The organism is Lentiprolixibacter aurantiacus, assembly GCF_026241225.1.
Lineage (GTDB): Bacteria > Bacteroidota > Bacteroidia > Flavobacteriales > Flavobacteriaceae > Lentiprolixibacter > Lentiprolixibacter aurantiacus.
The window spans coordinates 1,217,929-1,242,191 of sequence record NZ_JAPFQP010000001.1; the positions used below are offsets into that span (position 1 = coordinate 1,217,929).

The window sequence follows — 24,263 nt, forward strand, 5'->3', positions numbered from 1 at the left end:
TTTTTTTTGATTACACCGGAAGAAAAATTTACATTTGTTGCTACTAAAAAAGCAGAAATGAACATACCATCCGAATTGAAGTATACCAAGGACCACGAGTGGGTTAAAATAGAAGGGGATATCGCCACAGTAGGAATCACGGATTTTGCCCAGGGTGAGCTAGGTGATATTGTATATGTTGAGGTGGAAACGGTTGACGAAACTCTGGACAAAGAGGAGGTTTTTGGTACTGTAGAGGCAGTGAAGACTGTTTCTGATTTGTTTTTGCCGCTCAGTGGTGAAATCGTTGAATTCAATGAAGCCCTGGAAGATGAGCCTGAAAAAGTAAATTCTGATCCCTACGGGGAGGGCTGGATGGTCAGGATCAAACTAAGTGATCCATCAGAGGCAGATGAATTACTCTCCGATGAGGATTACAAAGCCTTGATTGGTGGGTAAAAAGTGGATATTTGGCCTTGGTTTTTTGGGCTGGATCCTGCTGATTACTGTATTGAGCCTGGTACACTTCCCGGAAGACCCTGTTAAAGGCCTGGAAATTCCACATCTGGATAAGCTCGTACACTTCACTTTTTATTTTGTAGCGTCTATCCTTGCATGCTTTTACCTCAAAGAGGCCTTTGGGAAGCAACTTGGGTTTAATAAAATACTGTTAATCAGTTTGTTATTTGCGTGGTTTTATGGTATACTTATTGAAGTATTGCAAAGTACCATTACTACCAACAGGAGTGGAGATATGTACGACGTCTGGGCCAATTGTTTAGGGGCGCTCATCGGTGTACTGCTTTTAAAACTCTGGTTTTCAGGTAAACGCGCCTATCGGTGGAAACATTAAAATGCTTTTCATCTTTTTAAATTAATAGTTATATTAGCGGACATTAAATACGAAGAAGAAAATGGAACCAAAGAAAAATCCGAAAGCTGATCTGAGAAAAAACAGTGGTCTGTACTTTGTTGTCGGACTGGCGATTGTAATGCTGCTGGTATATGCGGCCTTCGAATGGAAAACCTATGACGAGGTGAATGAGTATGATATTTCCCTGAATGTTGAGGATCAACTGGATGAGGAAGTTCCTATGACAGAACAAATAAAAACACCACCACCGCCACCGCCACCGGCGGCTCCTGAAGTGATCGAGGTAGTTGAGGATGAGGAGGAAGTTGAAGAAACTGTAATTGAGTCTACTGAGACCAGCCAGGAGGAAGAGGTAATTGAAATCGAAGATATTGAGGTGGAAGAGGTCGAGGAAATTGAAGATGTTCCCTTTGCCGTGATTGAGGACGTACCGGTTTATCCCGGATGTGAGGGCGCCAAAGACAAAAGGGCGTGTTTCAACGAAATGATACAGAAGCATATTCGCAAGAATTTCCGTTACCCTGAAATTGCTCAGGAAATGGGAATCCAGGGAAGGGTAAACGTAATGTTTACAATTATGACCGATGGAAGTATTGGAAATATCCGATACAGAGGTCCGGATAAAAACCTTGAGGCAGAAGCACTCAGGATTATTGAAAAGCTTCCTAAAATGACGCCAGGAAGGCAAAGAGGAAGAGCCGTGCGTGTTCCCTTTAGTATTCCCATTACCTTCAGGCTGCAATAAAAAACTTACGTGATATAGTCAAGATCCCCGGTAGTTGCCGGGGATTTTTTTATTATGATTTAAGGGGTTAAAGCACAGCTTCTTAAAGAATTTACAAAGCATGACATATCGTTGTATAAATATGATCAGGACCTTATCTTTGCAAACTCATTAAAACAGCATGAAGACGGCAGTTGAAACGGCAGGGGGCCAAACTTTTTCCTTAATTTTTGCCGATTTTAAGGAGCTTACCAAAGCCAGGCTTGCCGTTAGTGTTGTTTTTTCCTCCGTTGCGGGGTACCTGCTGGGTGCAACTCAAATTGATGTCTTATCCCTCCTCCTCCTCTCTTTTGGGGGTTATTGCATGGTTGGTGCTTCCAACGCTTTTAACCAGATTATCGAAAAGGACCTGGATGCCAAAATGATGCGGACCCGAAACAGGCCCATACCTGCAGGGCGGGTTTCCGTTAATACGGCTATGTTACTGGCGGTTGCCATGACCCTGATGGGGGTAATAACCCTTTATATCCTCAATCCGAAAACCGCCATGTTCGGGGCTATATCCATTTTCCTTTACACCGGCGTCTACACCCCATTAAAAACGGTGACCCCACTTGCGGTATTTGTGGGGGCTTTGCCAGGTGCTATTCCTTTTATGCTGGGCTGGGTAGCTGCAACCAACGACTTTGGCATTGAGCCGGGTACCTTGTTCATGATACAGTTCTTCTGGCAATTCCCTCACTTCTGGGCTCTAGGCTGGATGCTGGATGAGGATTACCGGCGGGGTGGCTTCAAAATGCTTCCTACCGGGGCAAAGGACAGGGGGACAGTACTTCAGATAATCATGTATACGATCTGGATGATCATTATTTCCATAATCCCGGTATTTGGGTTCACGGGCAGACTAAGCCTTTCCATTACAGCGGGCATAGTTGTTTTTATTATGGGAATGGTAATGCTGGCTTTTGCCTTCAGGCTGTACGAAAAAAGAAATAACAAAACAGCAAGGAAACTGATGCTGGCAAGTGTGAGCTATATTACGCTCATGCAGCTGGTATATGTAATTGATAAATTAGTGTAATACCTATGGATCTTACCCAGGGAACAGAAAGAGATAAACATGTAAGGGCCAGAAAAATGATGCTCTGGTTTGGGATAGTGAGCCTTATCATGGGGTTTGCAGGTTGGACCAGCGCCTACATTGTAAGCAGCTCAAGGGAGGACTGGATGGAAGATTTTGTCCTTCCACAGGCCTTCCTGTACAGTACAATAATACTGGTCATGAGCAGTTTTACCTATATTTTGGCCAAAAGAGCGGTTAAAAAAGAGAATCAGAAAGCCTGTACACAGTGGCTGGTGGTAACCATGCTATTGGGGATCGGTTTTATATTACTGCAGTTTCAGGGATTTTCGGAAATGATTGGACAGGGGTATTATTTCACCGGGCCAACAAGCAATATCACCATGTCTTATGTTTTCCTGATAGCAGCAGTGCATATTGCGCACGTGGTGGCAGGATTGATTTCCCTGCTTGTGGTCCTGGTAAATCAGCTTCGGGGAAAATACTCCACTCAGGATTACCTGGGACTGGAGCTTGGTGCTACCTTCTGGCATTTCCTGGACCTGCTTTGGGTATATCTGATCCTGTTTTTTTATTTCTTTAGATAAGCTCATAAAATAATTTCCCGATGACGGCAAAATCGACTTTTCTATGATAGAAAAAGGTGTAAATTTGCCATTGTTCTGTTAATGTATATACTATTATATGGATACTACGGTTACTGAAGAAAATGTCTGGGGTGGAGGTAACCGCCCACTAGGAGCGAGTTACGGTAAACTGATGATGTGGTTCTTCATCGTTTCTGATGCCCTGACCTTCTCCGGATTCCTCGCCTCTTACGGCTTTTCAAGATTCAAGTTTATAGAGACCTGGCCTATTGCCGATGAAGTTTTTACCCACGTGCCTTTCTTCCATGGCAACTATCCTATGTACTATGTGGCATTCATGACCTTTATCCTGATCATGTCGTCCGTAACCATGGTACTTGCCGTAGATGCCGGGCATAACATGAAGAAGAACAAGACCATCATCTACATGTTCCTTACCATAATAGGGGGTGCCATATTCGTAGGGTCACAGGCCTGGGAATGGGCTACCTTTATCAAAGGGGATTACGGGGCTCTGGAAACCAACGGCGGGAGGATACTGCAGTTTGTGAAAGCAGATTCTGGCGAAAGAGCTGCCCTGGCAGATTTTGCCAAGGTGATTCCCGGAGACAGGGAGCAGCACAGCAAGAATGTAGGCGTATGGTTCAAGGACGAACCTACACTTACCAGCTACACTGTAGAAGAGGTTAAAGCTGGTTTTATGGCTAACCCCAATATCCTGATCCGAACCGAAACTATTAACGAAGATGGGGAGAAAACCCTGCTTACCCGCGAAGAATCCCTTAGTCGGATTCAGGATGCGAAGCTTGTCGTTGAAGGCGCCAACCTGGTGCGCAATGAATACGGAAGCCGCCTGTTTGCAGACTTCTTCTTCTTTATCACAGGTTTCCACGGATTCCACGTATTCTCAGGAGTAGTGATCAACATCATTATATTTTTCAATATTATCCTGGGCACATACGAGAGGAGGGGACATTATGAAATGGTTGAGAAAGTTGGATTGTACTGGCACTTTGTAGATTTGGTGTGGGTATTTGTATTTACCTTCTTCTACCTCGTTTAATATTGAAATAATAAAGTCAAAAAGCAATTAATTAATATAGCATATGGCACACGAGCATAAACTGGAAATATTCAGAGGCCTGCTAAAATTTAAGTCGAACACCCAGAAAATCTGGGGAGTATTGATCTTTCTGTCTATTGTAACGGCTATTGAGGTGGCCCTGGGGATTACTAAACCGGAAATCCTGACCAAGACCTCCTTAATCGGGATGAAGTTGCTGAACTGGATATTCATAATCCTTACACTGGTTAAGGCCTATTACATTGCATGGGATTTTATGCACCTGCGTGACGAAAAGACCTCCCTCAGGCGTACCATTGTTTGGACCCCTATATTCCTGGTTTGTTACCTGATATTTATTCTGCTTTTTGAGGCCGATTATATCTACAATGTCTACAAGGATGGATTTGTAGCCTGGGACTTCTAACAAGGAATTAACAAGAGTTAAAGACGGTTTTGAGACCGTCTTTTTTATTTTTGTATGATAGTTAATCAACTATGAAAAAGACCTTTGTTCTGGTAGTGCTTTTCATTCTGCCGCTGGTGGCTTACATGTTTTTTGCCTCCGGGGTGAATAACTTTGGCAGGCTTCCCACCCTGACAGAAGATGTGCAGGACCTTCAGGCTTTCAGCCCGCAGGAAACCCTTGAGGGCAAGATCACTATTCTTGGCTTTCTTGGCTATGACCTGGAAATGAAAAAAGGTAATGCCTTCAATCTGAATCAAAAAATTTACAAGCCTTTTTACGAATTCCGGGATTTCCAAATGGTAATGGTCCTGCCCAAAGGTTCGGAAGAAAAGGTTGCCGAATTAAAGAAGGAACTTTCAGGACTGGCAGACATCAGGAACTGGAAATTTGTACATGGTGAAGACCAGGACATAAAAGCCCTGTTCAGCTCCCTTAAAACCAATATGGAGCTGGATGAAAAGCTGGGTTCCCCCTATGTCTTTATTATTGATAAGGATCGCAACCTAAGAGGAAGGAGCAATGATGAAGATGAGGGCATGAAATACGGCTTTGATGCCACTTCCGTAGCAGATATCAACAATAAGATGGAAGATGATGTGAAAGTGATTCTTGCAGAATACAGGCTGGCATTAAAGAAGAATAACGCAAAACGTAATTGAGCGTGAATAAGGGCAAATATCACTACATATGGATCTCACTGGTAATCCTCATTTTTGGGATCATTTTTATCCCAAAGATTGTTAACCGGTTTAATGAGGGAACCATTGTGGAGACCGATCGGATGAATGTGAAAGACCCTGCGGACCAGCTGGCCTATATTATACTTAACGGGGAAAAGCGTAAAGTGCCCCCTTTTGCCTTTATGAACCAGGACAGCCTGCTAATAACCAATGAGGATTACCTGGGCAAGGTATACGTGGTCGAATTCTTTTTTACAACCTGTCCTACTATCTGCCCTATAATGAACCGTAACCTGGTTGAGGTACAGGACGAATTTCGGGAGTTCGAAGATTTCGGAGTTGCTTCCTTCACTATAAACCCGGACTACGATACCCCCAGGGTACTCAAAGAATATGCCGAAAAGTACGGGATAACCGATATGGACTGGCACTTGCTTACAGGTGACCGGGAGGAAATATACCAACTGGCCAACGTGGGCTTTAATATCTTTGCAGCCCAGGCAGACGATGTGCCCGGGGGATTTGAACACTCGGGCTTGTTTGCCCTGATCGATAAGGAGGGGTATATCAGGTCGCGACTGGACGATTTCGGGAACCCGATCATATACTACAGGGGGACCATTACTGAAGCTCAGGGCACCAATATAGACGGGGAGGAAGAGCAAATAAGCATACTGAAAACGGACATAAAAAAACTACTGCAGGAATAACATGGACCAGCTTGCACTCAAAGAAAAACGATTTAACAGGTATATCACCATCATATCCATTGTGATACCGGTAGTAGTTGCCGTATTGTTCGGTATCCGCATCCCCGACGTGGAACCCTTGGGATTTTTGCCGCCAATTTATGCCACTATCAACGGACTTACGGCAGTGTTGCTGATTGCGGCAGTTTTGGCCATCAAAAACGGAAAGCAAAAACTGCATCAAAACCTGATGACAACTTGTATTGTGCTTTCGGTTCTTTTTCTTGTGATGTACGTAGCCTATCACATGACCTCAGACTCTACACCTTACGGAGGTGAAGGCGTCATGAGATATGTTTATTTTTTCATTTTGATTACGCATATCATGCTCTCTATAGTGATTATACCTCTGGTTTTAAAAACCTATGCCAGGGCCTATCTTAAGAAGTATGAAGAACACAGGAAGATTGCCAGAATTACCTTCCCCATCTGGCTGTATGTGGCCGTAACGGGCGTAGTTGTTTACCTGATGATTTCACCCTATTATAATTACTAATTGGCTTTAGTTTAATTCTAGATGAATCCCTACCCGAAAAAAATAGTCGCCTTTATCCTGCTGGCCATATTCCCGTTAGTGGGCCGTGCTCAGTGCGCCATGTGCCGGGCGGTCCTGGAAAGCGGCGATAACAATGCAGTCGCAGAAGGGATCAATAACGGAATCGTTTACCTGATGGCCATTCCATACATTTTGGTAGGAGTGATTTTCTATATTGTTTATCGCAAAATGAAGACGCCCAAAATTACTTGATCTTTTAACAGTTTTTTACACTTAAAACTGTAACAAAACCGGGCCGGAAACGTCTTCTCTTATACATCCTTTTTATCATCATTCATCACCAACCCAATGTTCGATATAGAAAGATGGCAGGAAATCTTTGATACTATTCGTAAGAACAAATTACGAACCTTCCTCACTGGCCTGTCTGTTGCTTCTGGAATCTTTATACTGGTAATCCTTTTGGGATTTGGACAGGGTATGCAAAATGGTGTGGCCCAGGAATTTGAAGAAGATGCCATAACCAGCATCAATGTGTGGGCCGGTACTACCACCAAAGAACACAAAGGAATGAACCCGGGGCGGAGGATACAGCTCAGGAATGAGAACTACGAACTGGTAAATGAACTGTTTGTAGATGATATCGAATACGGGTCTTCAAGAACTTACATTAACGGTCTAAGTATAAATTATGGCAAGGAATCACTGGCCTATGGTTTGCAGGGTGTCTCGCCAGAATTTCAGTTCATCGAGAACGCAAAGATCTCAGAGGGCAGATTTATTAATGAATACGATGAGGTCAATGTTGCCAAGGTAGCCGTCATTGGAAACAAGATCAAAACAGATGTTTTTAATTCGTTGGAATCCCCTATTGGAGAGTATATCAAGATTTCGGGTATTCCATTTAAAATAATAGGGGTTTTCAGTGAGAATGAAGACCGTGAGGAAGAACGGATATACATTCCGCTGAATACATCTCAGAAGGTCTTCAACGAAGCCGATAGAATTGGTAATATTTCCTACACCTTACCCCCTGCCGATGATTTTAAAACTGCGGTAGCGGAGGCTACAGAATTCAAAAACAAATTAAGGACCCATCTGCAACGGGTGCATACGGTAGCACCTGAAGACACCTCCGCAATTAATGTATTCAGCATGATGGAGGCGGCAGATCGGTATTTCAGCCTCATTGACAACATCAAGCTATTCTTCTGGTTTGTGGGTATTTGTACGGTTATAGCCGGAATCGTTGGGGTAAGTAATATCATGTTAATTGTAGTCAAGGAACGTACCCGGGAAATTGGAATCCGCAAAGCCATCGGGGCTAAACCCTGGGCAATAGTCGGACTTATACTGCAGGAATCCATATTTGTAACTGCTATCTCCGGTTTTTCAGGTTTTATATTCAGTATGGGCCTGCTTGAGATTTTCGGGCCCTATATCGAAGTAGATTACATTGTTAATCCCTCGGTAAATTTCAATGTGGCGCTATCTACGGTGATTTTGTTAATCATTGCCGGAACCCTGGCGGGATTTTTCCCGGCCTGGAGGGCAGCTAATATCCATACGATAAAAGCCCTTAAGGACGAATAATAAGAAGTTATGTTTAATCGGGACCGCTGGAAGGAGATTTTGGAAGTGCTGACCACAAACTGGTTCAGGACTGTGCTTACTGCATTCGGGGTTTTTTGGGGCATTATGATCCTGATTATCCTGCTGGCCGCCGGTAAAGGTCTTGAGAATGGGGTTAAATCAGATTTTGGTGGCCTGGCTACCAATACCATGAGCATGTGGGCAAACAGGACTACTATACCTTATGAGGGATTACCAAAGGATCGCCGCTATAGCTTTAAGCTGGAAGATGTTCAGGCAATAAATGAGAACATTCCTAATCTCAGGCATGTTTCTCCCAGGAACCAACTGGGCGGATACCGGGGAACCAACAATGTAATAAGGGGCTTACGGACGGGTGCTTACAACGTTTATGGGGATTATCCGGAAATCATAGAACAGCAGCCCATGACCGTAAGCTCTGGAAGGTTTATCAATCAGGGTGATATAGCCGAAGCACGTAAAGTGGCGGTTATTGGTAACGGAGTGCGAAATGAGTTATACAGTATGGGGGAGGAAGTCCTGGGGACCTACATCAAGATACAGGGGGTAAATTTCATGGTAATCGGGACCTACAAGAATAACTCCAGCCGTCAGGGAGAGGAAGGTGAAAAGAAAATATACATCCCATTCACCTCTTTTGCTCAGGCTTTCAATACAGCGAACAGGGTGGGTTGGATAACCATTACCGCTGAGGATCAAACACCTATAACAGATCTTAAAATGGACATTATAAACCTTATGAAAAAACGTCATAAGGTACATCCCGAAGACAGAAGGGCCATTGGCTATAATGATATCTACGAGGAATTCAGCAGGGTAGACCGTCTGTTCGCCGCCCTGGAACTGATAGCTTATTTTGTGGGCACACTGGTATTGTTAAGTGGTATCATTGGGGTTAGTAATATCATGCTCATTGTAGTTAAGGAAAGGACCAAGGAAATAGGGATACGAAGAGCGTTAGGTGAAGGTCCCTGGTCCATTAAAAAACAAATTTTGATGGAATCCATATTCCTGACCATTATTTCAGGAATGCTCGGCATTGTGGCTGGAACCCTGTTCATCTATGGGGTAAATGCTCTTATAGCGGCCAATGGCCCGGTGGATATGTTTACGAATCCGAGCGTAAACCTTGGGGTTGTCACAATTGCCCTCAGCATCCTCGTTATTGCCGGATTACTTGCAGGTTATATCCCTGCGCAGAGTGCCATAAAAGTAAAACCTATTGAAGCTTTGCGAACAGAGTAAATAAAATTATTTATCGATCAATTAGACTAAAATGAAAAAATCCATAACTGTAATTATCCTGCTGATTATTGTCATTGCCTTTGGGGGGTCTATGGTATACCTCTACCAAAAGAATGCAGAAGATCCTATTACTTATCAGACGGAAAAGCCGAGTACGCAAACTATAATCAAAAAGACCGTTGCCACTGGGAGCATCTTGCCTCTGGAGGAGGTCCTTATCAAGCCTAATATTTCTGGGGTAATAGAAGAGGTATACGTGGAAGGGGGCGATTATGTGAAATCAGGAGATCTGATTGCCAGGATCAAGGTGGTGCCAAACCTTGCTGCACTTAATGATGCGAGAAATGCGATAGATGCCGCTAAGATTAGTTTTGACGACCAGCGTCGCAACTATACCCGGCAGCAAAGCCTGTTCGAAAAGGGTGTGATCTCACAGCAGGACCTGGAAAGGGCGCAGGTAGCTTTTGACCAGTCCCGGCAGACGCTGGAAGCTGCCAATAAGCGATTCGATATCGTGAAGACAGGTACAACGAAGGGGCTTAGCAATGCCGCAAATACCCTCATCCGGTCTACTGTAAGCGGTATGGTTCTGGATGTGCCGGTGGAAATGGGGAACCAGGTCATTGAAAGCAATAATTTTAATGAAGGTACCACCATTGCGGCCATTGCCGATGTGGATAAGATGATCTTCGAGGGCAAGGTGGATGAGTCTGAAGTAGGCAAGATCAGGGAAGACCTACCGCTGGAAATTACGGTAGGTGCACTGGAGAATATCACTTTTGACGCTGTTCTGGATTATATCGCCCCCAAGGGGAAGGAAGAGAACGGGGCCATTCAATTTGAAATAAAGGGCACTTTAAAAAAGCTGGATACCGTATTTATACGTGCCGGCTTAAGTGCTAATGCTTCTATTATTCTTGACCGGGCCGATAGTGTCCTCGCCCTAAAAGAGGCCCTGATCCAGTTCGACCAGGAAACAAAGAAACCCTTTGTTGAAGTAGCCACCGGCGATCAGCAATTTGAACGCAGGGAGGTGGAGCTTGGGATCAGCGATGGCATCTATGTTGAAATCAAGTCTGGCATCAGCCAGGATGATGAAATCAAGATCTGGAACCAGATAGAACCTGAGCGGTTCGGGGGCTAGGCTTTTTAACAGAATCTTTTGATAAAAATTTGTAACAACTTAACAGTAAACGAGTCCAATAAATGGATCTGCTTTTAAACACTTGCGCTAGCCATGATTGAAATAAAAAATCTTCATAAGTCCTATAAAATGGGCAGTAATGCCCTGCATGTTCTCAAGGGGATAGATTTCTCGGTAAAAGAAGGAGAACTTGTAGCCATTATGGGATCTTCAGGCTCCGGAAAATCTACCCTGCTTAACATATTGGGAATGCTGGATGTAGCCGATGAGGGGGAATACAACTTAGATGGGATGCCTATCAAAAACCTCAATGAAACCAAGGCGGCAAATTACCGGAACAAATTTTTAGGGTTCATTTTCCAGTCCTTTAATCTGATTAACTATAAAACAGCCCTGGAGAATGTGGCCCTGCCCCTTTACTATCAGGGGATGAACAGAAAGAAGAGGCAGGAAAAGGCATTGAAGTACCTGGAGCAGGTTGGCCTCAAAGAATGGTCGCACCACCTCCCAAGTGAATTGTCTGGTGGACAAAAACAAAGGGTGGCGATAGCCCGGGCTATGGTGACAGAGCCCAAGGTTCTGCTGGCGGATGAGCTTACCGGTGCTTTGGATAGTAAAACTTCTTATGAGGTAATGGACCTGATCCAGCAAATTAATGATAAGGGAAATACCATCCTGGTAGTTACACACGAGAATGATATTGCACACATGTGTAAGCGCATTGTATACCTCAGGGACGGGGTAATTGTCAAGGACGAAAAAGTAAAGCAAGTTAGAGCTAAAGAGTATGTTCAGTAGGGATACCTGGCGGGAAATATTCGACACCTTAAATAAAAACAAACTCAGGACCTTTCTATCCGGGTTTACAGTTGCCCTCGGCATCCTGATTTTTGTGGGTCTGGTTGGCATGACCAATGGGCTGCAGAATACCTTTGAATATTATTTTTCCCGGGATGCAACCAACATTTTGTACCTGCAACCTGGCAGGACCTCGAGACCATACAAAGGATATAAATCCCAGAGGCGCATTGAATTCGAAAATGAAGACCTGAAGGATATTAAGGAAAATTTTTCCATCTTCATTGACTATGTTTCCCCAATGATCCGCAGAGGAGCGCTTGTGAAATACAGGGAAGAATCCAATAACTACACCACTATCGGGGCTGACTGGGGGCAGCAATTTGCGGAAAATACCATTATGATGAAGGGCCGGTTTATCAACCAGGAGGATGTGAAAAACAAGACTCGGAATGCAGTAATTGGCCGTTTGGTGGAGCAGGACCTTTTTGGCAACATGAATGCCATGGGTAAATATATTGACGTTGGTGGAAGTGTTTTTAAGGTTGTTGGCGTATTTCAGGATGAAGGAGGAGATCGTGAGGAACGTCAGATATTCATTCCTTATACCACACGTCAGCTTATTGAAAAAAATACAGATAAAATTGATCTGATTGTAGTCGGATTCAGGCCTGAAATAGGATACACCGGGGCAATGGCCCTGCAGCGTAACCTGAATAAGTATTTAAAAGATAAAAAGTTCATAAGCCCTGAAGACCAGAAAGGAATTTTTATCCGCAATGTCGCAGAGGAGCTGGAAAGAAATCAGGCTTTTGCCAGGGTTTTGGCGATTATTGCGGCCTTTGTTGCATTTGGAACTATCATTGCCGGGATTATCGGTATTAGTAATATCATGGTATATGTGGTAAAGGAACGCACAAAGGAAATAGGGATACGAAAGGCTATTGGGGCAACACCTCGTAACGTTATCAGTAATATCCTGCTCGAGTCCATTTTCATTACTACCCTTTCCGGATTTTCAGGTATGATTGCCGGTATTGCCTTACTCAGTTCTCTGGGGGACAAGCTTATGGATGACTACTTTATATTGAATCCCGGAATTGACACGGGTCTCGCTATATCTGCAACAATTGTCCTGATTCTTTTTGGAAGCATAGCTGGCTATGTTCCCGCAAAGCGTGCGGCACAAATCAAGCCCATTGTGGCCTTAAATGAAGAATAATGCGCTTACTGTTTGATAAAAATACCTGGCAGGAGATCTTCGGTTCTATAGGAAAGAATCGCACCCGGACTATTATCACAGTAATCGGGGTACTCTGGGGAATCTTTATTTACGTTGTCCTGGCCGGGGCTTCCAAAGGACTGGACAATGGCTTTGAACGTACCTTTGAGGTTGTGGCCAAAAACAGCATGTGGTGTTACGCACAGAATACAAGTATACCCTATGCAGGATATAAAACAGGCCGGCGTATACGTCTGAAAGTGGGAGATGCAAATATCCTGCGTAATCGTATTCCGGAAATACAATATATAGCCCCGGTAAATACCAAAGGGGCATTTGGAGGAACAGGCGCCCTTACCGTCAGGGGATTGAATTCGAACACCTACGCCATGTACGGTTACTATCCCGATTTAGCGAGGATTACACCTCAAAAGATTTATGATAATGGCCGTTTTATTAACGACCAGGACATTGAACAGGCACGGAAGGTCTGTGTAATTGGCGAGCGTACACAACAGGAAATGTTTGAAAAAGGCGAAGACCCCATAGGAGGATATATCCGAATTGAAAACATTTACTTTCAGGTAGTGGGTGTTCATCAGTATCAAAGGACTACCCCATTTGGGTCTGATGGGGATATTTTTATTCCTTTCACCACCTTTCAGAAGATCTATAATACCGGAGAGGATGTACAATTCTTTACTGTTGCTGCCTATGATGACGCGGATGCGGCTCAGGTAGAAAAGGATATTAAGGCGGTGTTAAAGAATTTGCATAACGTGCATCCAGATGATGAACGTGCTATTGGCGCTATTAACCTTGGGGTAATTTTCGACAGGATTATCGGATTTGCAAAGGGGATTACTTTTCTTTCCCTCATCGTGGGGCTTGCCACCATACTGGCTGGAGTTATAGGCATTGGCAACATTTTATTGATCTCGGTTAAAGAGCGCACCAAAGAATTGGGTATTCGGCGTGCCCTGGGCGCTACTCCGAATGAAGTACGGACATTGATCATCCTGGAGTCTGTGTTCCTGACTATGGTGGCCGGTCTTATAGGAATCATATTAGGAGCGGCAGTATTGAATTTGATAAACAATCTTACCCAGGATTCGGCGCTTCCCTATACCAATCCAACCGTGCCCATACCGCTTGTGATCGGGGCACTTTTGGTCATGGTAGTTTTGGGAACATTAATAGGACTCATACCAGCACAGCGCGCGGTGAGAGTCAGGCCAATAGATGCCCTGAGGGAAGAATAACAACATTAACTGTATAAATAATTAACACAAACAAGATGAACAAATATGTTAAATATGGATTGATAGCCGTCCTGGTCCTGGGAGCCATGTGGGCAGCAGCTTTTTTTATTAAATCCAATAGCAAATCGGCTACCGCCTATGATACCAAAAAACCGTTTACTTCCAATATTGAAAAGAAAACGGTAGCTACTGGGAAGGTAATACCCGAAGATGAGGTGGAGATCAAGCCACAGATCTCAGGTATTATTGATAAGATCTATATGGAAGAGGGGGAAGCTGTAAAAGCAGGGGATCTTATTGCCGTGATCAAGGTGGTTCCCAACGAACAGGCACTCAACTCGTCCAGAGGCCGGGTTCGTAATGCGGAAATTGCCCTTAATAATACTAAGATCGAATACGACCGAAGCAAGGCCTTGTTTGATAAAGGGGTGATCTCCAGCCAGGATTTCCTTAACCTGCAGTTGCGTTATGACCAGGCTGTTCAGGAACTGGACAATGCCCGCGCGGATTATCAGATCATCCGAATAGGATCTGCTGGAGGTTCTTCCAGTGCTAATACCAATATCCGGGCCACTGTGAACGGGACCATTCTTGAAATCCCGGTAGAAGAAGGTGACCAGGTCATCCAGAGCAACAATTTTAATGATGGTACCACCATTGCGACTATTGCAGACCTGAGCAAAATGATTTTTGAAGGAAAGGTAGACGAAGGTGAGGTTGGCAAACTGCAGTTGGGGATGCCCTTAGAGATCAGCCTGGGTGCCATTGCGGACCAGAAACTCGAAGCAAAATTAAAGTTTATCGCTCCTAAAGGGATTGAAGAAGCGGGGGCCGTTCAGTTTAAGATTGAAGGAGATGTGGAAATAAACGATTCTATCTTCGTTCGCGCCGGTTACAGCGCCAACGCTTCACTGGTACTTGAGAAGAAAGACAGTATCATGGTCATTCCTGAAGCCCTGCTTCAATTCGACAGGGAAACAGACAAGCCGTATGTTGAAGTCAAGGTTGGAGACCAGAAGTTTGAACGGCGAGATATAGAAATAGGAATTTCCGATGGGGTGAATGTGGAAATTGTTTCCGGGCTGTCCTTTGAAGATGAGGTGAAGATCTGGAACAAGACGGAGCCCATAAAACGCGGAGAAGATGAAGAAGGAAATGAGGGTGGAGAGGAAGAAACGTCCTAGGAAATAGAGTGCGTGCAATTATCAAATTGATCAAAAAACTAGAAATGAAATACAAATTAACCCTTTTACTCCTGGTGTTCGGAATGATTTCGCTTTCCGCACAACTGAAGAAATGGACGCTTGAGGAGTGTGTTACCTACGCCGTAGAAAATAACCTGTCTATTGAGCAGTTCAGGCTGGATTTGGAAAATGCCAAAATTGACAAGTCGGATGCCATAGGAAACCTGTTGCCAACATTAAACGGGCAGCTAAGTGCTCAGAGCAGTACGGGTTTATCCTTTAACCCGGCGAACAACGAACCCGTAAATATTACTCAGAATTCTGCTTCGGGAAGCCTTACTTCTTTTGTGACGCTTTTCGATGGTTTGCGGAATTACAACCAGATACAAAGAGCCAAATTGAACGCCATCGCGAGTCAGTACCGATTGGATAATCTCGTTGATGATATCAGGCTGAACGTGGCACTCAATTACCTTAGTGTCTTGTCAAACAAGGAGTCGCTTAAGGTCTTTGAGGCCCAGTATGCGGTTACCGAACAAGATTTGAAGCGAACCCAGGAATTGGTGGAATCCGGAGTTTTGCCGAGAGGAGATTTGCTTGAAATTGAAGCTACGGCCGCTAACCAGGAACAGCAGATCATAAACGCCAGGAACCAGGTGCTGATCTCAAGGATCAACCTGGCCCAGTTACTGCAGATTACGGATTATGAGAATTTCGACATCGCAGATGAAGAATTTGAAGTGCCTCCTTCCGATATCCTGAATAATTCGGCTAAATCTATTTTTGCCAAGGCTTTGAGTTTCCGTAACGACATCAAGTTTTCCGAGTCTAATGTGGCCCTGGCAGAGAAGGATTTGCAGATTGCCAAGGGAGCAGCCCTTCCTACCCTCGGGGCGTTTATCAATTACAACACCCGTTACTCGGATCAGTTCTTTGATCCATTTACGGGGGATCTGATCCCGTTTAAGGACCAGCTTTGGATAAACGATGGTATTTCGTTGGGAGCCCGCCTTGACATCCCTATTTTCAATGGTTTCAATACACGTAACAGCATAAAAAGATCAAAGATCAGTCTGGAAAAGGCAAAGTTGCAGCTGGAACAGGACAAACTGGACCTGGAGACCAATGTTAATCAGGCCTATGTGGACGTGGAAAACACCGCAAAAACCTATGAGGCTTCGCTCAAAACATTAGAAGCCCGTAGACTGGCTTATGATTACGCAAGGGAACGCTATAATGTAGGTGTTATGAATGCCTTTGATTTCAGCCAGGCCCAGGCGCGGGTAGATAATGCCGCCGCATCGGTGATCCGTTCCAAGTACGATTATATTTTTCGTATCAAAGTGCTGGAATTCTATTTTGGACTTCCCATAGTACTGGATTAGGCATTATTCAGGGATAAATATTTTTAAATTAGTACTGCCGGCTGCAAAGCCGGCAGGCTTTTTTTTATCGTATCTTTGCCGCCATTATGGCGATAATTCTCAATCTGGAAACCGCAACTACCAACTGCTCTGTTAGCCTGGCGCAGGATGGGAAATTACTGGCTTTGCGTGAAGAGAATTATCAGGGATATTCTCACTCGGAGAAACTGCATATTTTTATTGGGGAGGTGCTGGAAGAAGCTGGCAAGGATATGCAGGATCTTAGTGCGGTAGCCGTTAGTAAAGGGCCAGGCTCGTATACCGGTTTGCGCATTGGGGTGGCTGCAGCCAAGGGAATTTGTTTTGCATTGGATATTCCACTGATTTCAATCCCCACTTTAGACAGCCTGGGCAGGCAGATCGAGGTTGAAGAAGGCTATTTAATCCCGATGCTGGACGCCAGGAGAATGGAGGTGTATGCCAAGGTTTTAAGTAATTCTTACGAGACTGTCAGGGAGACGGAAGCAGAGATTATTGATGCCAAATCCTTTGCCGAATTTGCTAAAAAAGCCCCCGTCTATCTATTGGGGAATGGAGCAAAGAAATGCATAGGCGTTCTTGATCACCCCAATTTTCATTTCCGGGAAGATCTGGTGCCTTCCGCCAGGGAGATGGCCAGCATGTCCTATCATAATTATGCCAACAAGGAGTTTGAGGACCTGGCCTATTTCGAACCTTACTATTTAAAAGAATTTATACTGGGTAAATAGGGGTCTGCCTCAAAAGGAACCTGCAGGCCTGGTTAAACACCTATGCCGGCTTTTGATGCACATCGATCTGAGGGAAGGGAATCTCGATTCCAGCCTCATCAAAGCGGTATTTGAGTGTCTCCATGACATGGAAGTGCGCCGCCCAGAAGTTTTCATTGGCTGCCCAGAAGCGAAGTGACAGAACTACAGCGCTATCGGCGAGTTCCCCAACATAAACTTCAGGAGCCGGATCTTCCAGGATGTTTTCATATTGACTACAAATTTCCAATAAAATATCCTTGGCCTTCTTTATGTTGGAACTATAACTGATACCCACTTCAATTTTATCCCGCCTCTTATCTTCGGCATTATAGTTAATAATATTGTTATTGGATAATTGCCCATTCGGGATGATAGCCAACTGATTTCCAAATGTGTTCAGTTTTGTGGTAAAAATGGATATTTCCTTCACGGTTCCATCAACTCCCTGAGCGGAGATAAAGTCTCCTACACGGAACGGCTTAAATATCAGGATCAGGACTCCTCCCGCAAAGTTAGCCAGGGAACCCTGAAGCGCTAAACCTACCGCAAGCCCAGCCGCACCCAGCATGGCAACCAGCGAGGACGATTTTACACCCAACTGGGTTATTACGAGCACAAATAAAATAACCTTTAAACTGATTTTGATAAAACTCTGGAGGAAGGTTTCCAGGGCGGGATCAAAATCCTTTTTGTCAAAAAAGCGCCTGACTATATGATTTAAAAACCGGATCACCCATAGACCAACGACAAGGATTATTACTGCTGTTATGAGATCGGGGAGAAAATCTAATATCCAGTTCCAGGCCTCTTTTGCAAATCCTTCGAGATCGTTTAATTTATCCATAATGGGTGGTGTTATTTATATTTAATAATATTTACAAAGATACTATTCGAATTAAAAAAAAGAATCCTGATCTGGCTGAATCTGGCCCAGTGCCTCATCTGCAACTTTAACAGGCAGCTTGCATGACCCCTTTTGACAAACATATATCAGGGTTTCCCCCGATACAAATCGTTTTTCCAGTAATGGCAAATTGCTTTCGCTGTCCGATCCCGCCATAATAGTATTGGGTAGGTAATGCTGTTGCAAAAACGAACGGTCCTGTTCGTTATCCGGGCCTAACAAGGCCACTTCGTAAAATGGATTTTGGGTAAACAACACAAGGTGCAGCCAGTTGGCGTATCCTGAAATATCTTCACTAAAATTACCTTGTACAGCTTTCATCATATTGATTGCGGTGTCCTCGTATGCGGTGTTGTACAGGTGCTTGGACAGGTAAAATAAATTCTTTGCCATAATGGAGTTGGAAGCCGGAATAACATTGTCCATGGTTTCCAGGGTCCTGCGGATTACAAACTCGTCTTGCCTGGAGGTAAAGAAAAAGAGGCCTGAAGACTCATCGTAATGATTTTGCAGGCAGTATTCAGTCAGTGATTCTGCTTTCTTCAGCCAATTCTTATCAAAGGTAACTTCGTATAAGGCCAGGAATGCATCTATAATACTGGCGTAATCTTCAAGATAGCCGTTGATGGTACTCCTTCCTTCTTTATGGTTGTGGTAGAGCCCGCCATCTTCCCTCATCATATGCTCAGATATGAAGTTTGCATTTTTCAGCGCCATCTCCAGGTAGCTGCTCTTGCCTACTGTTTTATAGGCGTCAACCAATCCTTTCAGCATTAGTCCATTCCAGGAAGCCAGTATCTTGTCGTCCAGCCTGGGCCTGTCCCGCTGTTCACGTCTTTCAAATAACCTTTCCTTACAGGAACGGATAAGTCTGGCCAGTTCATCAATGGTAAGGCCATGCATTTTTGCGATTTCCATTTCGCTTTTATTCCGGATCAGCACAAACTTTCCTTCTTCCCAGAATCCATAGGGATTGATGTTGTAATAATCTTTAAAAACTGGAAAATCGTCTGCGAGGACATCCTGCAATTCTTCTGCCTTCCAAACGTAGAATGCGCCTTCTTCCAATTTGCCGGAATCATCCTTGCTGTCTGCGTCAAGAGAGGAATAAAAGGCACCATTTTCATTGGTGAGTTCGCGGGCAACAAAGCTGATGGTTTCTTCTACCGTCTTCCGGTAAAGCGGGTCCTGCGTCAGGGCGTAGGCCTTTGCATATAAGCTCACCAGCTGGCCGTTGTCATAGAGCATTTTTTCAAAATGGGGCACATGCCATTTGGTGTCTACAGAATAACGGGCAAATCCGCCCCCCAGGTGGTCATATACACCACCGTAGGCCATTTTAGTCAGTGTAAGGTTAACGTAATCTTTGGTCTGGATGTCGTTTTCGGCCCAGGCATAGTGCAACAGAAAATCCAGGTTTCCGGGCATCATGAATTTAGGTGCCCTTTTGTAGCCGCCCATTTCCATATCGAAAAAGGTAGTCCATTTGGCAACCGCAGCGGCCAGTTTTTCCTTATCATAAAGGTCGGGGTTCTCATGGGGAGGGATGAGGTTTATTTCTTTGATTCCCTGGGCCAGATCACGGGCATAGTCTGTTACCTTTCCCGGATCCTCTTCATACAGGTCGCTCAATTGGTTCAGGACCTTCATCCAGTCTTCTTTTTTTACGTAGGTACCCCCCCAGAAAGGCCTCCCGTCCGGCAAGGCTACAACATTCAGTGGCCATCCCCCGCGGCCGGTCATCATTTGTACGGCATCCATGTAGATCTGGTCGATATCAGGCCGTTCCTCCCTGTCTATTTTGATGTTGATAAACCGATCATTCATTACCCTGGCCACCTCTTCATCCTCGAAGCATTCCTCTTCCATGACATGGCACCAGTGGCAGGCGGCATAACCAATACTGATCAACAATAGTTTGTTCTCTTTTTCAGCCTTTTTAAGGACTTCAGGAGACCAGGCCTCCCAGTTCACCGGGTTGTGGGCGTGCTGGAGCAGGTAGGGGCTTGTTTCGTCAATAAGGGCGTTGGTATATTTATGGGTCATGGTCGTATTTTTTCGCTGGCATCCCCAAAGAGAAGCCAGAATACAAATCAAAAGACAATAGGTTTTCCACATAGGTATGTGCAGTGTATTGAAGGGAGGATTATCGGGGCACTTAGGCTTGCCTGAAAGCCATTATATTACTTCGAAGGTGACCTTAACATTTACCCGGTACTCGTCTATCTTGCCATCTCTCACGGTAGCACTCTGCTCCTGTATATATACCGAACGAATATTGTCAACCGATTTTGATGCCTGAGCCAGTGCCCTTTTGGTGGCATCTTCCCAACTTTCCTGTGAGTTGGCCATTAATTCAATAACCTTTAGAACTGCCATAATACTAGAATTGTTATTTGATGAAAGATAGTGATATTACAGCTATTTATGACACCAGAAGATTTTCTAGCCGTTAATAGCAACAACCTGGTCTACTTTATCCCCAAGCATATTCTTCAACATGGTTTCAATACCGTTTTTAAGGGTAAATGTGGAAGAGGGGCAACCGCTGCATGCTCCCTGCAGGATCACATTTACTGTTTTGCTTTCCTCTTCGTAAGACTGAAATAGAATGTTGCCTCCGTCACTCGCAACAGCAGGCTTTACGTATTCTTCCAGGATATCCACAATTTGTTTTGAGGTATCGTCCAGATTGTTGTTTGATTGCTTTGCTTCTTCATTCTTTTCTGCAACTTTGGCAACTGCTGCTTCCGATATCAGTTCATTACCTTCAGTGATGAAGTTTCGAATTTCATCTCTGAGTTCCATGGTTACCTCATTCCAGTCAGCCACCTCATATTTGGTGACGGAAATATAATTTTCGTCCATAAATACCTCCTTTACAAAAGGATGCTGGAAAAGGAAGGTTGCCAATTTAGAGGTAGACGCCTCATCTATATTTTTAAATTCAAAAGCTGCAGGAACCAGTTTTTTGTTTGCCACGAACTTCATAACTGCGGGGTTGGGGGTAACTTCCGCGTAAAGCGTAACGGGGACTTTCTTGCTCTGGGTTTCTTCATTGACCACAGCAGCACCGGTATTGAGGTATTCTACGAGTTGCTGGGCTACTTCACCCTGCACATCCTCCCATTCCACTATTTCAAAGCGTTCCAGGGCAATGAAATTGGCAGATACGTATACGGTTTTGATGAAAGGCAAATAGAATAATTGTTGCGCCAGCGGAGAATTCTTCGCCTCATCTATGTTGTGGTATTCGTAGTGTCCGTTTTCAACCAGCATATGGTTGGCTTCGAACTTTAAAACAGCCGGATTATTGGTTGGTACTACGGTGATATTGAACGTTTTCATTAGCCTGATTTTCCCGCAAAAATACAACCTATTTACTAGTTATACCACATATAATAATGTCGTATTTCATCCGTTATACTTTATATTTGGAACCCTTAGCTAAAAACCTGCCTCACATTCGCTGATGAGAAAAACCATAACCTTTTTTTGTTCTTTTCTGTTTTTTTGTTCATTGGCATGGTCTCAGGAGGGTATTCCTGTCTATTTTGATTACCTGTCTGACAATTATTACCTGTTACACCCTTCCATGGCCGGTATAGGTGAGGGTGGTAAAATTCGGCTAACAGCCAGGAAGCAGTGGTTTAATGTAGACGAGGCACCCAGTCTCCAAACGATTAATGCACATTACAGGATTCCGCAGACCAGCAGCGGGGTGGGGGCTATCCTATTCAATGACGCCAACGGATACCACAGTCAGACCGGGGTTAAGCTTACCTATGCCCATCATTTGCAATTGGGCCCGGAGGTAAGGATTTTAAACCAGCTCTCTTTTGGAATGAGCGCCGGGTTTATACAGAGTAGTCTGGATGAAACGGAGTTTCGCTCAGTAATTCCTGATCCCGTAATTTCCGGTGCACGAAACAGCGTAGGCTATTTCAATGTTGATTTTGGTATGTCTTACAATTACATGGAATTTTACGCGCATTTTTCGGTACTAAATGCCCTGGGTAGTGGCCGTGACCTCTATACTGCCATTGAATTTGACAACCTTAGGAGGTACCTGCTATCTGCAGGATATGTCTTTGGGAGGAGTGAATGGCGTGTGGAACCTTCAGTATTGTTGCAGTTAACTGAGTTCACAGAAGAAAAAACAGTCGATTTCAATGTCAAGGTATACCGGGATGTTAGCTTTGGAACCGTTTGGGGCGGGCTGTCTTATCGCAGGAGTTTTGACGGGGCCCAGTTCCTGGTAGACGGATCCTTCGGGGAACAGCGACTTCAACTGTTTACCCCTATTGTTGGATTGAATTACAAGAACTTCATGTTTGCCTATACCTATTCCTATCAGTCTGGCGATATCCGCCTGGATAACGGAGGCTTCCACCAGATTACCCTGGGCTACCAGTTTGGCCAGGTCGACCGGGGTGCTAAGTACGATTGCTACTGTCCGGCCGCCAATTACTAATCAGGCCGTTTTTCCTATCCTTTGAGACTAAATTGATTCCCCTTGTTGCTTTTAAAAGTGAGGCAGCACCTATCTTTGTGGTATTGGAATTTCAACCCAAAAAACATGATACGAAAATTAAAAGGGATAAGCCCCAAAACGGGAAAAGGATGTTTCCTTGCCGAGAACGCCGTTGTTATTGGGGATGTAACCATGGGTGATGAATGCAGTGTCTGGTACAATGCCGTAATCCGTGGAGATGTGCATTATATCAGAATGGGAAACAGGGTAAATGTTCAGGACGGGGCAGTGATCCACTGTACCTATCAGAAGGCACCAACCAATATTGGCAACAATGTTTCCATAGCCCATGGGGCAATCGTGCACGGCTGTACTATTCACGATAATGTACTGGTAGGAATGGGTAGCATTATCATGGACGATTGTGTTATAGAATCAAACTGCATAATAGCTGCTGGCGCCGTGTTAACGAAAGGCACCAGGGTACCTTCTGGGAGCGTCTTTGCGGGTATGCCTGCAAAAAAGATCAAGGATATTGATCCGGCATTAAGTGAAGGAGAGATAAAGCGTATTGCGAACAGCTATGTGAAGTATGCCAGCTGGTATGACGGGGATTAGGAAGATCCTTCAAAGAATCCTTATTTTTACACAACCAAAAACGTTAAAATGAAAGCCTATATTTTTCCCGGACAGGGTTCCCAATTTGTTGGAATGGGACTCGATTTATATGAAAACCACACCGTAGCACAGGAACTGTTTGAAAAGGCCAATGACATTCTGGGCTTTTCCATTACGGATATCATGTTCGAGGGCACTGCTGAGGACCTGAAACAAACCAATGTAACCCAGCCCGCTATTTTTCTGCATTCGGTGATCTTAAGCCAGGTACTTGGAGATTCATTTCAACCCGATATGGTGGCCGGTCATTCCCTGGGAGAATTTTCAGCCCTGGTGGCCAATCAGACCCTGAAGTTTGAAGATGGTTTAAAGCTGGTAGCCCAGCGGGCGGAGGCCATGCAAAAGGCCTGCGAACTGCAGCCGGGGACAATGGCTGCGGTACTTGGCATGGCCGATGAAGAGGTTGCCCGGATCTGCGAGGATACATCGGGTATAGTGGTAGCGGCAAATTTCAACTGTCCCGGACAACTGGTTATTTCCGGAGAAGTAGACGCTATTAATACGGCCTGTGAAGCCCTTAAAGAGGCTGGGGCCAGGCGTGCCCTTGTGCTTCCTGTTGGAGGGGCTTTCCATTCTCCGCTTATGGAACCTGCACGCGAAGAACTGGCTGAAGCCATTGCCAGTACCTCTTTTAGTACTCCTTCCTGTCCGATTTACCAGAATGTAAGTACTACAGCGGTTTCGGACCAGGGGCAGATCAAGCAGAATCTGATTGCCCAGCTGACTTCACCCGTAAAATGGACACAGAGCGTTCAGCAGATGATCAAAGATGGTGCCTCTCAGTTTATTGAGGTTGGTCCCGGAAAGGTCTTGCAGGGGCTGGTGAAAAAGATCGACAATAAAGTTGAGGTTGGCTCTGCCTAATTACAGCTTTTTGCCTC

27 protein-coding genes are annotated in these 24,263 nt (G+C 44.6%); 23 read left to right on the top strand and 4 right to left on the bottom strand.

What is annotated here, in order from left to right:
• Window positions 1–57: 57 nt before the first annotated feature.
• The 20 genes from gcvH (at window position 58) to tsaB (ending at window position 17,305) form a co-directional block, all read left to right on the top strand.
• A complete protein-coding gene (gene gcvH, locus OO016_RS05435; protein ID WP_266011472.1) occupies window positions 58–438 on the top strand; it encodes a glycine cleavage system protein GcvH in 381 nt (126 codons plus the stop codon).
• On the top strand, window positions 431–832 hold the full coding sequence (locus OO016_RS05440) for a VanZ family protein (RefSeq protein WP_266011474.1): 402 nt from the start codon (window positions 431–433) through the stop codon (window positions 830–832). The genes gcvH and OO016_RS05440 overlap by 8 nt, the downstream gene beginning before the upstream one ends.
• Before the next feature lie 61 nt (window positions 833–893).
• On the top strand, window positions 894–1,598 hold the full coding sequence (locus tag OO016_RS05445; RefSeq protein WP_266011475.1) for an energy transducer TonB: 705 nt from the start codon (window positions 894–896) through the stop codon (window positions 1,596–1,598).
• A gap of 160 nt (window positions 1,599–1,758) precedes the next feature.
• Window positions 1,759–2,658, top strand: a complete 900-nt coding sequence (cyoE, locus tag OO016_RS05450) for a heme o synthase (RefSeq protein WP_266011476.1) — start codon at window positions 1,759–1,761, stop codon at window positions 2,656–2,658.
• A 5-nt stretch (window positions 2,659–2,663) separates the two neighbouring features.
• The gene (locus OO016_RS05455) at window positions 2,664–3,245 is read left to right on the top strand and encodes a cytochrome c oxidase subunit 3 (protein WP_266011477.1); all 582 of its coding nucleotides are present in this window, start codon (window positions 2,664–2,666) and stop codon (window positions 3,243–3,245) included.
• Window positions 3,246–3,342: 97 nt separating this feature from the next.
• Window positions 3,343–4,308: a cytochrome c oxidase subunit 3 gene (locus OO016_RS05460; RefSeq protein ID WP_266011478.1), complete on the top strand. Its 966-nt coding sequence runs from the start codon at window positions 3,343–3,345 to the stop codon at window positions 4,306–4,308.
• A gap of 43 nt (window positions 4,309–4,351) precedes the next feature.
• Window positions 4,352–4,735 (top strand): cytochrome C oxidase subunit IV family protein, encoded by a 384-nt coding sequence (locus tag OO016_RS05465; protein ID WP_266011479.1) that lies wholly within the window; start codon window positions 4,352–4,354, stop codon window positions 4,733–4,735.
• A gap of 71 nt (window positions 4,736–4,806) precedes the next feature.
• On the top strand, window positions 4,807–5,436 hold the full coding sequence (locus OO016_RS05470; protein ID WP_266011481.1) for a hypothetical protein: 630 nt from the start codon (window positions 4,807–4,809) through the stop codon (window positions 5,434–5,436).
• 2 nt (window positions 5,437–5,438) lie between these two features.
• A complete protein-coding gene (locus OO016_RS05475) occupies window positions 5,439–6,167 on the top strand; it encodes an SCO family protein (RefSeq protein WP_266011483.1) in 729 nt (242 codons plus the stop codon).
• Between the two features lies 1 nt (window position 6,168).
• The gene (locus OO016_RS05480; RefSeq protein WP_266011485.1) at window positions 6,169–6,702 is read left to right on the top strand and encodes a DUF420 domain-containing protein; all 534 of its coding nucleotides are present in this window, start codon (window positions 6,169–6,171) and stop codon (window positions 6,700–6,702) included.
• A gap of 21 nt (window positions 6,703–6,723) precedes the next feature.
• The gene (locus OO016_RS05485; protein WP_266011486.1) at window positions 6,724–6,954 is read left to right on the top strand and encodes a hypothetical protein; all 231 of its coding nucleotides are present in this window, start codon (window positions 6,724–6,726) and stop codon (window positions 6,952–6,954) included.
• Window positions 6,955–7,050: 96 nt separating this feature from the next.
• Entirely contained in the window at window positions 7,051–8,295 is a 1,245-nt protein-coding gene (locus OO016_RS05490; protein ID WP_266011487.1) for an ABC transporter permease, read from the top strand.
• Window positions 8,296–8,304: 9 nt separating this feature from the next.
• Entirely contained in the window at window positions 8,305–9,561 is a 1,257-nt protein-coding gene (locus OO016_RS05495) for an ABC transporter permease (RefSeq protein WP_266011488.1), read from the top strand.
• A gap of 31 nt (window positions 9,562–9,592) precedes the next feature.
• On the top strand, window positions 9,593–10,705 hold the full coding sequence (locus OO016_RS05500) for an efflux RND transporter periplasmic adaptor subunit (protein WP_266011489.1): 1,113 nt from the start codon (window positions 9,593–9,595) through the stop codon (window positions 10,703–10,705).
• Between the two features lie 93 nt (window positions 10,706–10,798).
• The gene (locus OO016_RS05505; RefSeq protein ID WP_266011490.1) at window positions 10,799–11,503 is read left to right on the top strand and encodes an ABC transporter ATP-binding protein; all 705 of its coding nucleotides are present in this window, start codon (window positions 10,799–10,801) and stop codon (window positions 11,501–11,503) included.
• A complete protein-coding gene (locus tag OO016_RS05510) occupies window positions 11,493–12,725 on the top strand; it encodes an ABC transporter permease (RefSeq protein ID WP_266011491.1) in 1,233 nt (410 codons plus the stop codon). The genes OO016_RS05505 and OO016_RS05510 overlap by 11 nt, the downstream gene beginning before the upstream one ends.
• Window positions 12,725–13,987: an ABC transporter permease gene (locus OO016_RS05515; RefSeq protein WP_266011492.1), complete on the top strand. Its 1,263-nt coding sequence runs from the start codon at window positions 12,725–12,727 to the stop codon at window positions 13,985–13,987. The genes OO016_RS05510 and OO016_RS05515 overlap by 1 nt, the downstream gene beginning before the upstream one ends.
• Before the next feature lie 35 nt (window positions 13,988–14,022).
• Window positions 14,023–15,171 carry an efflux RND transporter periplasmic adaptor subunit gene (locus tag OO016_RS05520; protein WP_266011493.1) on the top strand — a complete coding sequence of 383 codons (1,149 nt, stop codon included), beginning with the start codon at window positions 14,023–14,025 and terminating at the stop codon, window positions 15,169–15,171.
• Between the two features lie 44 nt (window positions 15,172–15,215).
• Window positions 15,216–16,556: a TolC family protein gene (locus OO016_RS05525; protein ID WP_266011494.1), complete on the top strand. Its 1,341-nt coding sequence runs from the start codon at window positions 15,216–15,218 to the stop codon at window positions 16,554–16,556.
• An 86-nt stretch (window positions 16,557–16,642) separates the two neighbouring features.
• Entirely contained in the window at window positions 16,643–17,305 is a 663-nt protein-coding gene (gene tsaB, locus OO016_RS05530) for a tRNA (adenosine(37)-N6)-threonylcarbamoyltransferase complex dimerization subunit type 1 TsaB (protein WP_266011495.1), read from the top strand.
• A 40-nt stretch (window positions 17,306–17,345) separates the two neighbouring features.
• On the opposite strand, the gene OO016_RS05535 is transcribed toward tsaB, so the two are convergent.
• The 4 genes from OO016_RS05535 to OO016_RS05550 form a co-directional block, all read right to left on the bottom strand.
• A complete protein-coding gene (locus OO016_RS05535; RefSeq protein ID WP_266011496.1) occupies window positions 17,346–18,170 on the bottom strand; it encodes a mechanosensitive ion channel family protein in 825 nt (274 codons plus the stop codon).
• A 51-nt stretch (window positions 18,171–18,221) separates the two neighbouring features.
• A complete protein-coding gene (locus OO016_RS05540) occupies window positions 18,222–20,276 on the bottom strand; it encodes a thioredoxin domain-containing protein (RefSeq protein WP_266011497.1) in 2,055 nt (684 codons plus the stop codon).
• Window positions 20,277–20,408: 132 nt separating this feature from the next.
• Entirely contained in the window at window positions 20,409–20,609 is a 201-nt protein-coding gene (locus tag OO016_RS05545) for a dodecin family protein (protein ID WP_266011498.1), read from the bottom strand.
• Between the two features lie 66 nt (window positions 20,610–20,675).
• Window positions 20,676–21,578: a NifU family protein gene (locus tag OO016_RS05550; RefSeq protein ID WP_266011499.1), complete on the bottom strand. Its 903-nt coding sequence runs from the start codon at window positions 21,576–21,578 to the stop codon at window positions 20,676–20,678.
• A gap of 124 nt (window positions 21,579–21,702) precedes the next feature.
• On the opposite strand from OO016_RS05550, the gene OO016_RS05555 reads away from it, so the two are divergent.
• From OO016_RS05555 to fabD, 3 genes are all read left to right on the top strand, one after another.
• Window positions 21,703–22,704, top strand: a complete 1,002-nt coding sequence (locus OO016_RS05555) for a PorP/SprF family type IX secretion system membrane protein (protein ID WP_266011500.1) — start codon at window positions 21,703–21,705, stop codon at window positions 22,702–22,704.
• Between the two features lie 105 nt (window positions 22,705–22,809).
• Complete coding sequence (locus OO016_RS05560; RefSeq protein ID WP_266011501.1) at window positions 22,810–23,322, top strand: gamma carbonic anhydrase family protein; 513 nt, start codon at window positions 22,810–22,812, stop codon at window positions 23,320–23,322.
• Between the two features lie 48 nt (window positions 23,323–23,370).
• Window positions 23,371–24,246: an ACP S-malonyltransferase gene (fabD, locus tag OO016_RS05565; protein ID WP_266011502.1), complete on the top strand. Its 876-nt coding sequence runs from the start codon at window positions 23,371–23,373 to the stop codon at window positions 24,244–24,246.
• Window positions 24,247–24,263: the final 17 nt, after the last annotated feature.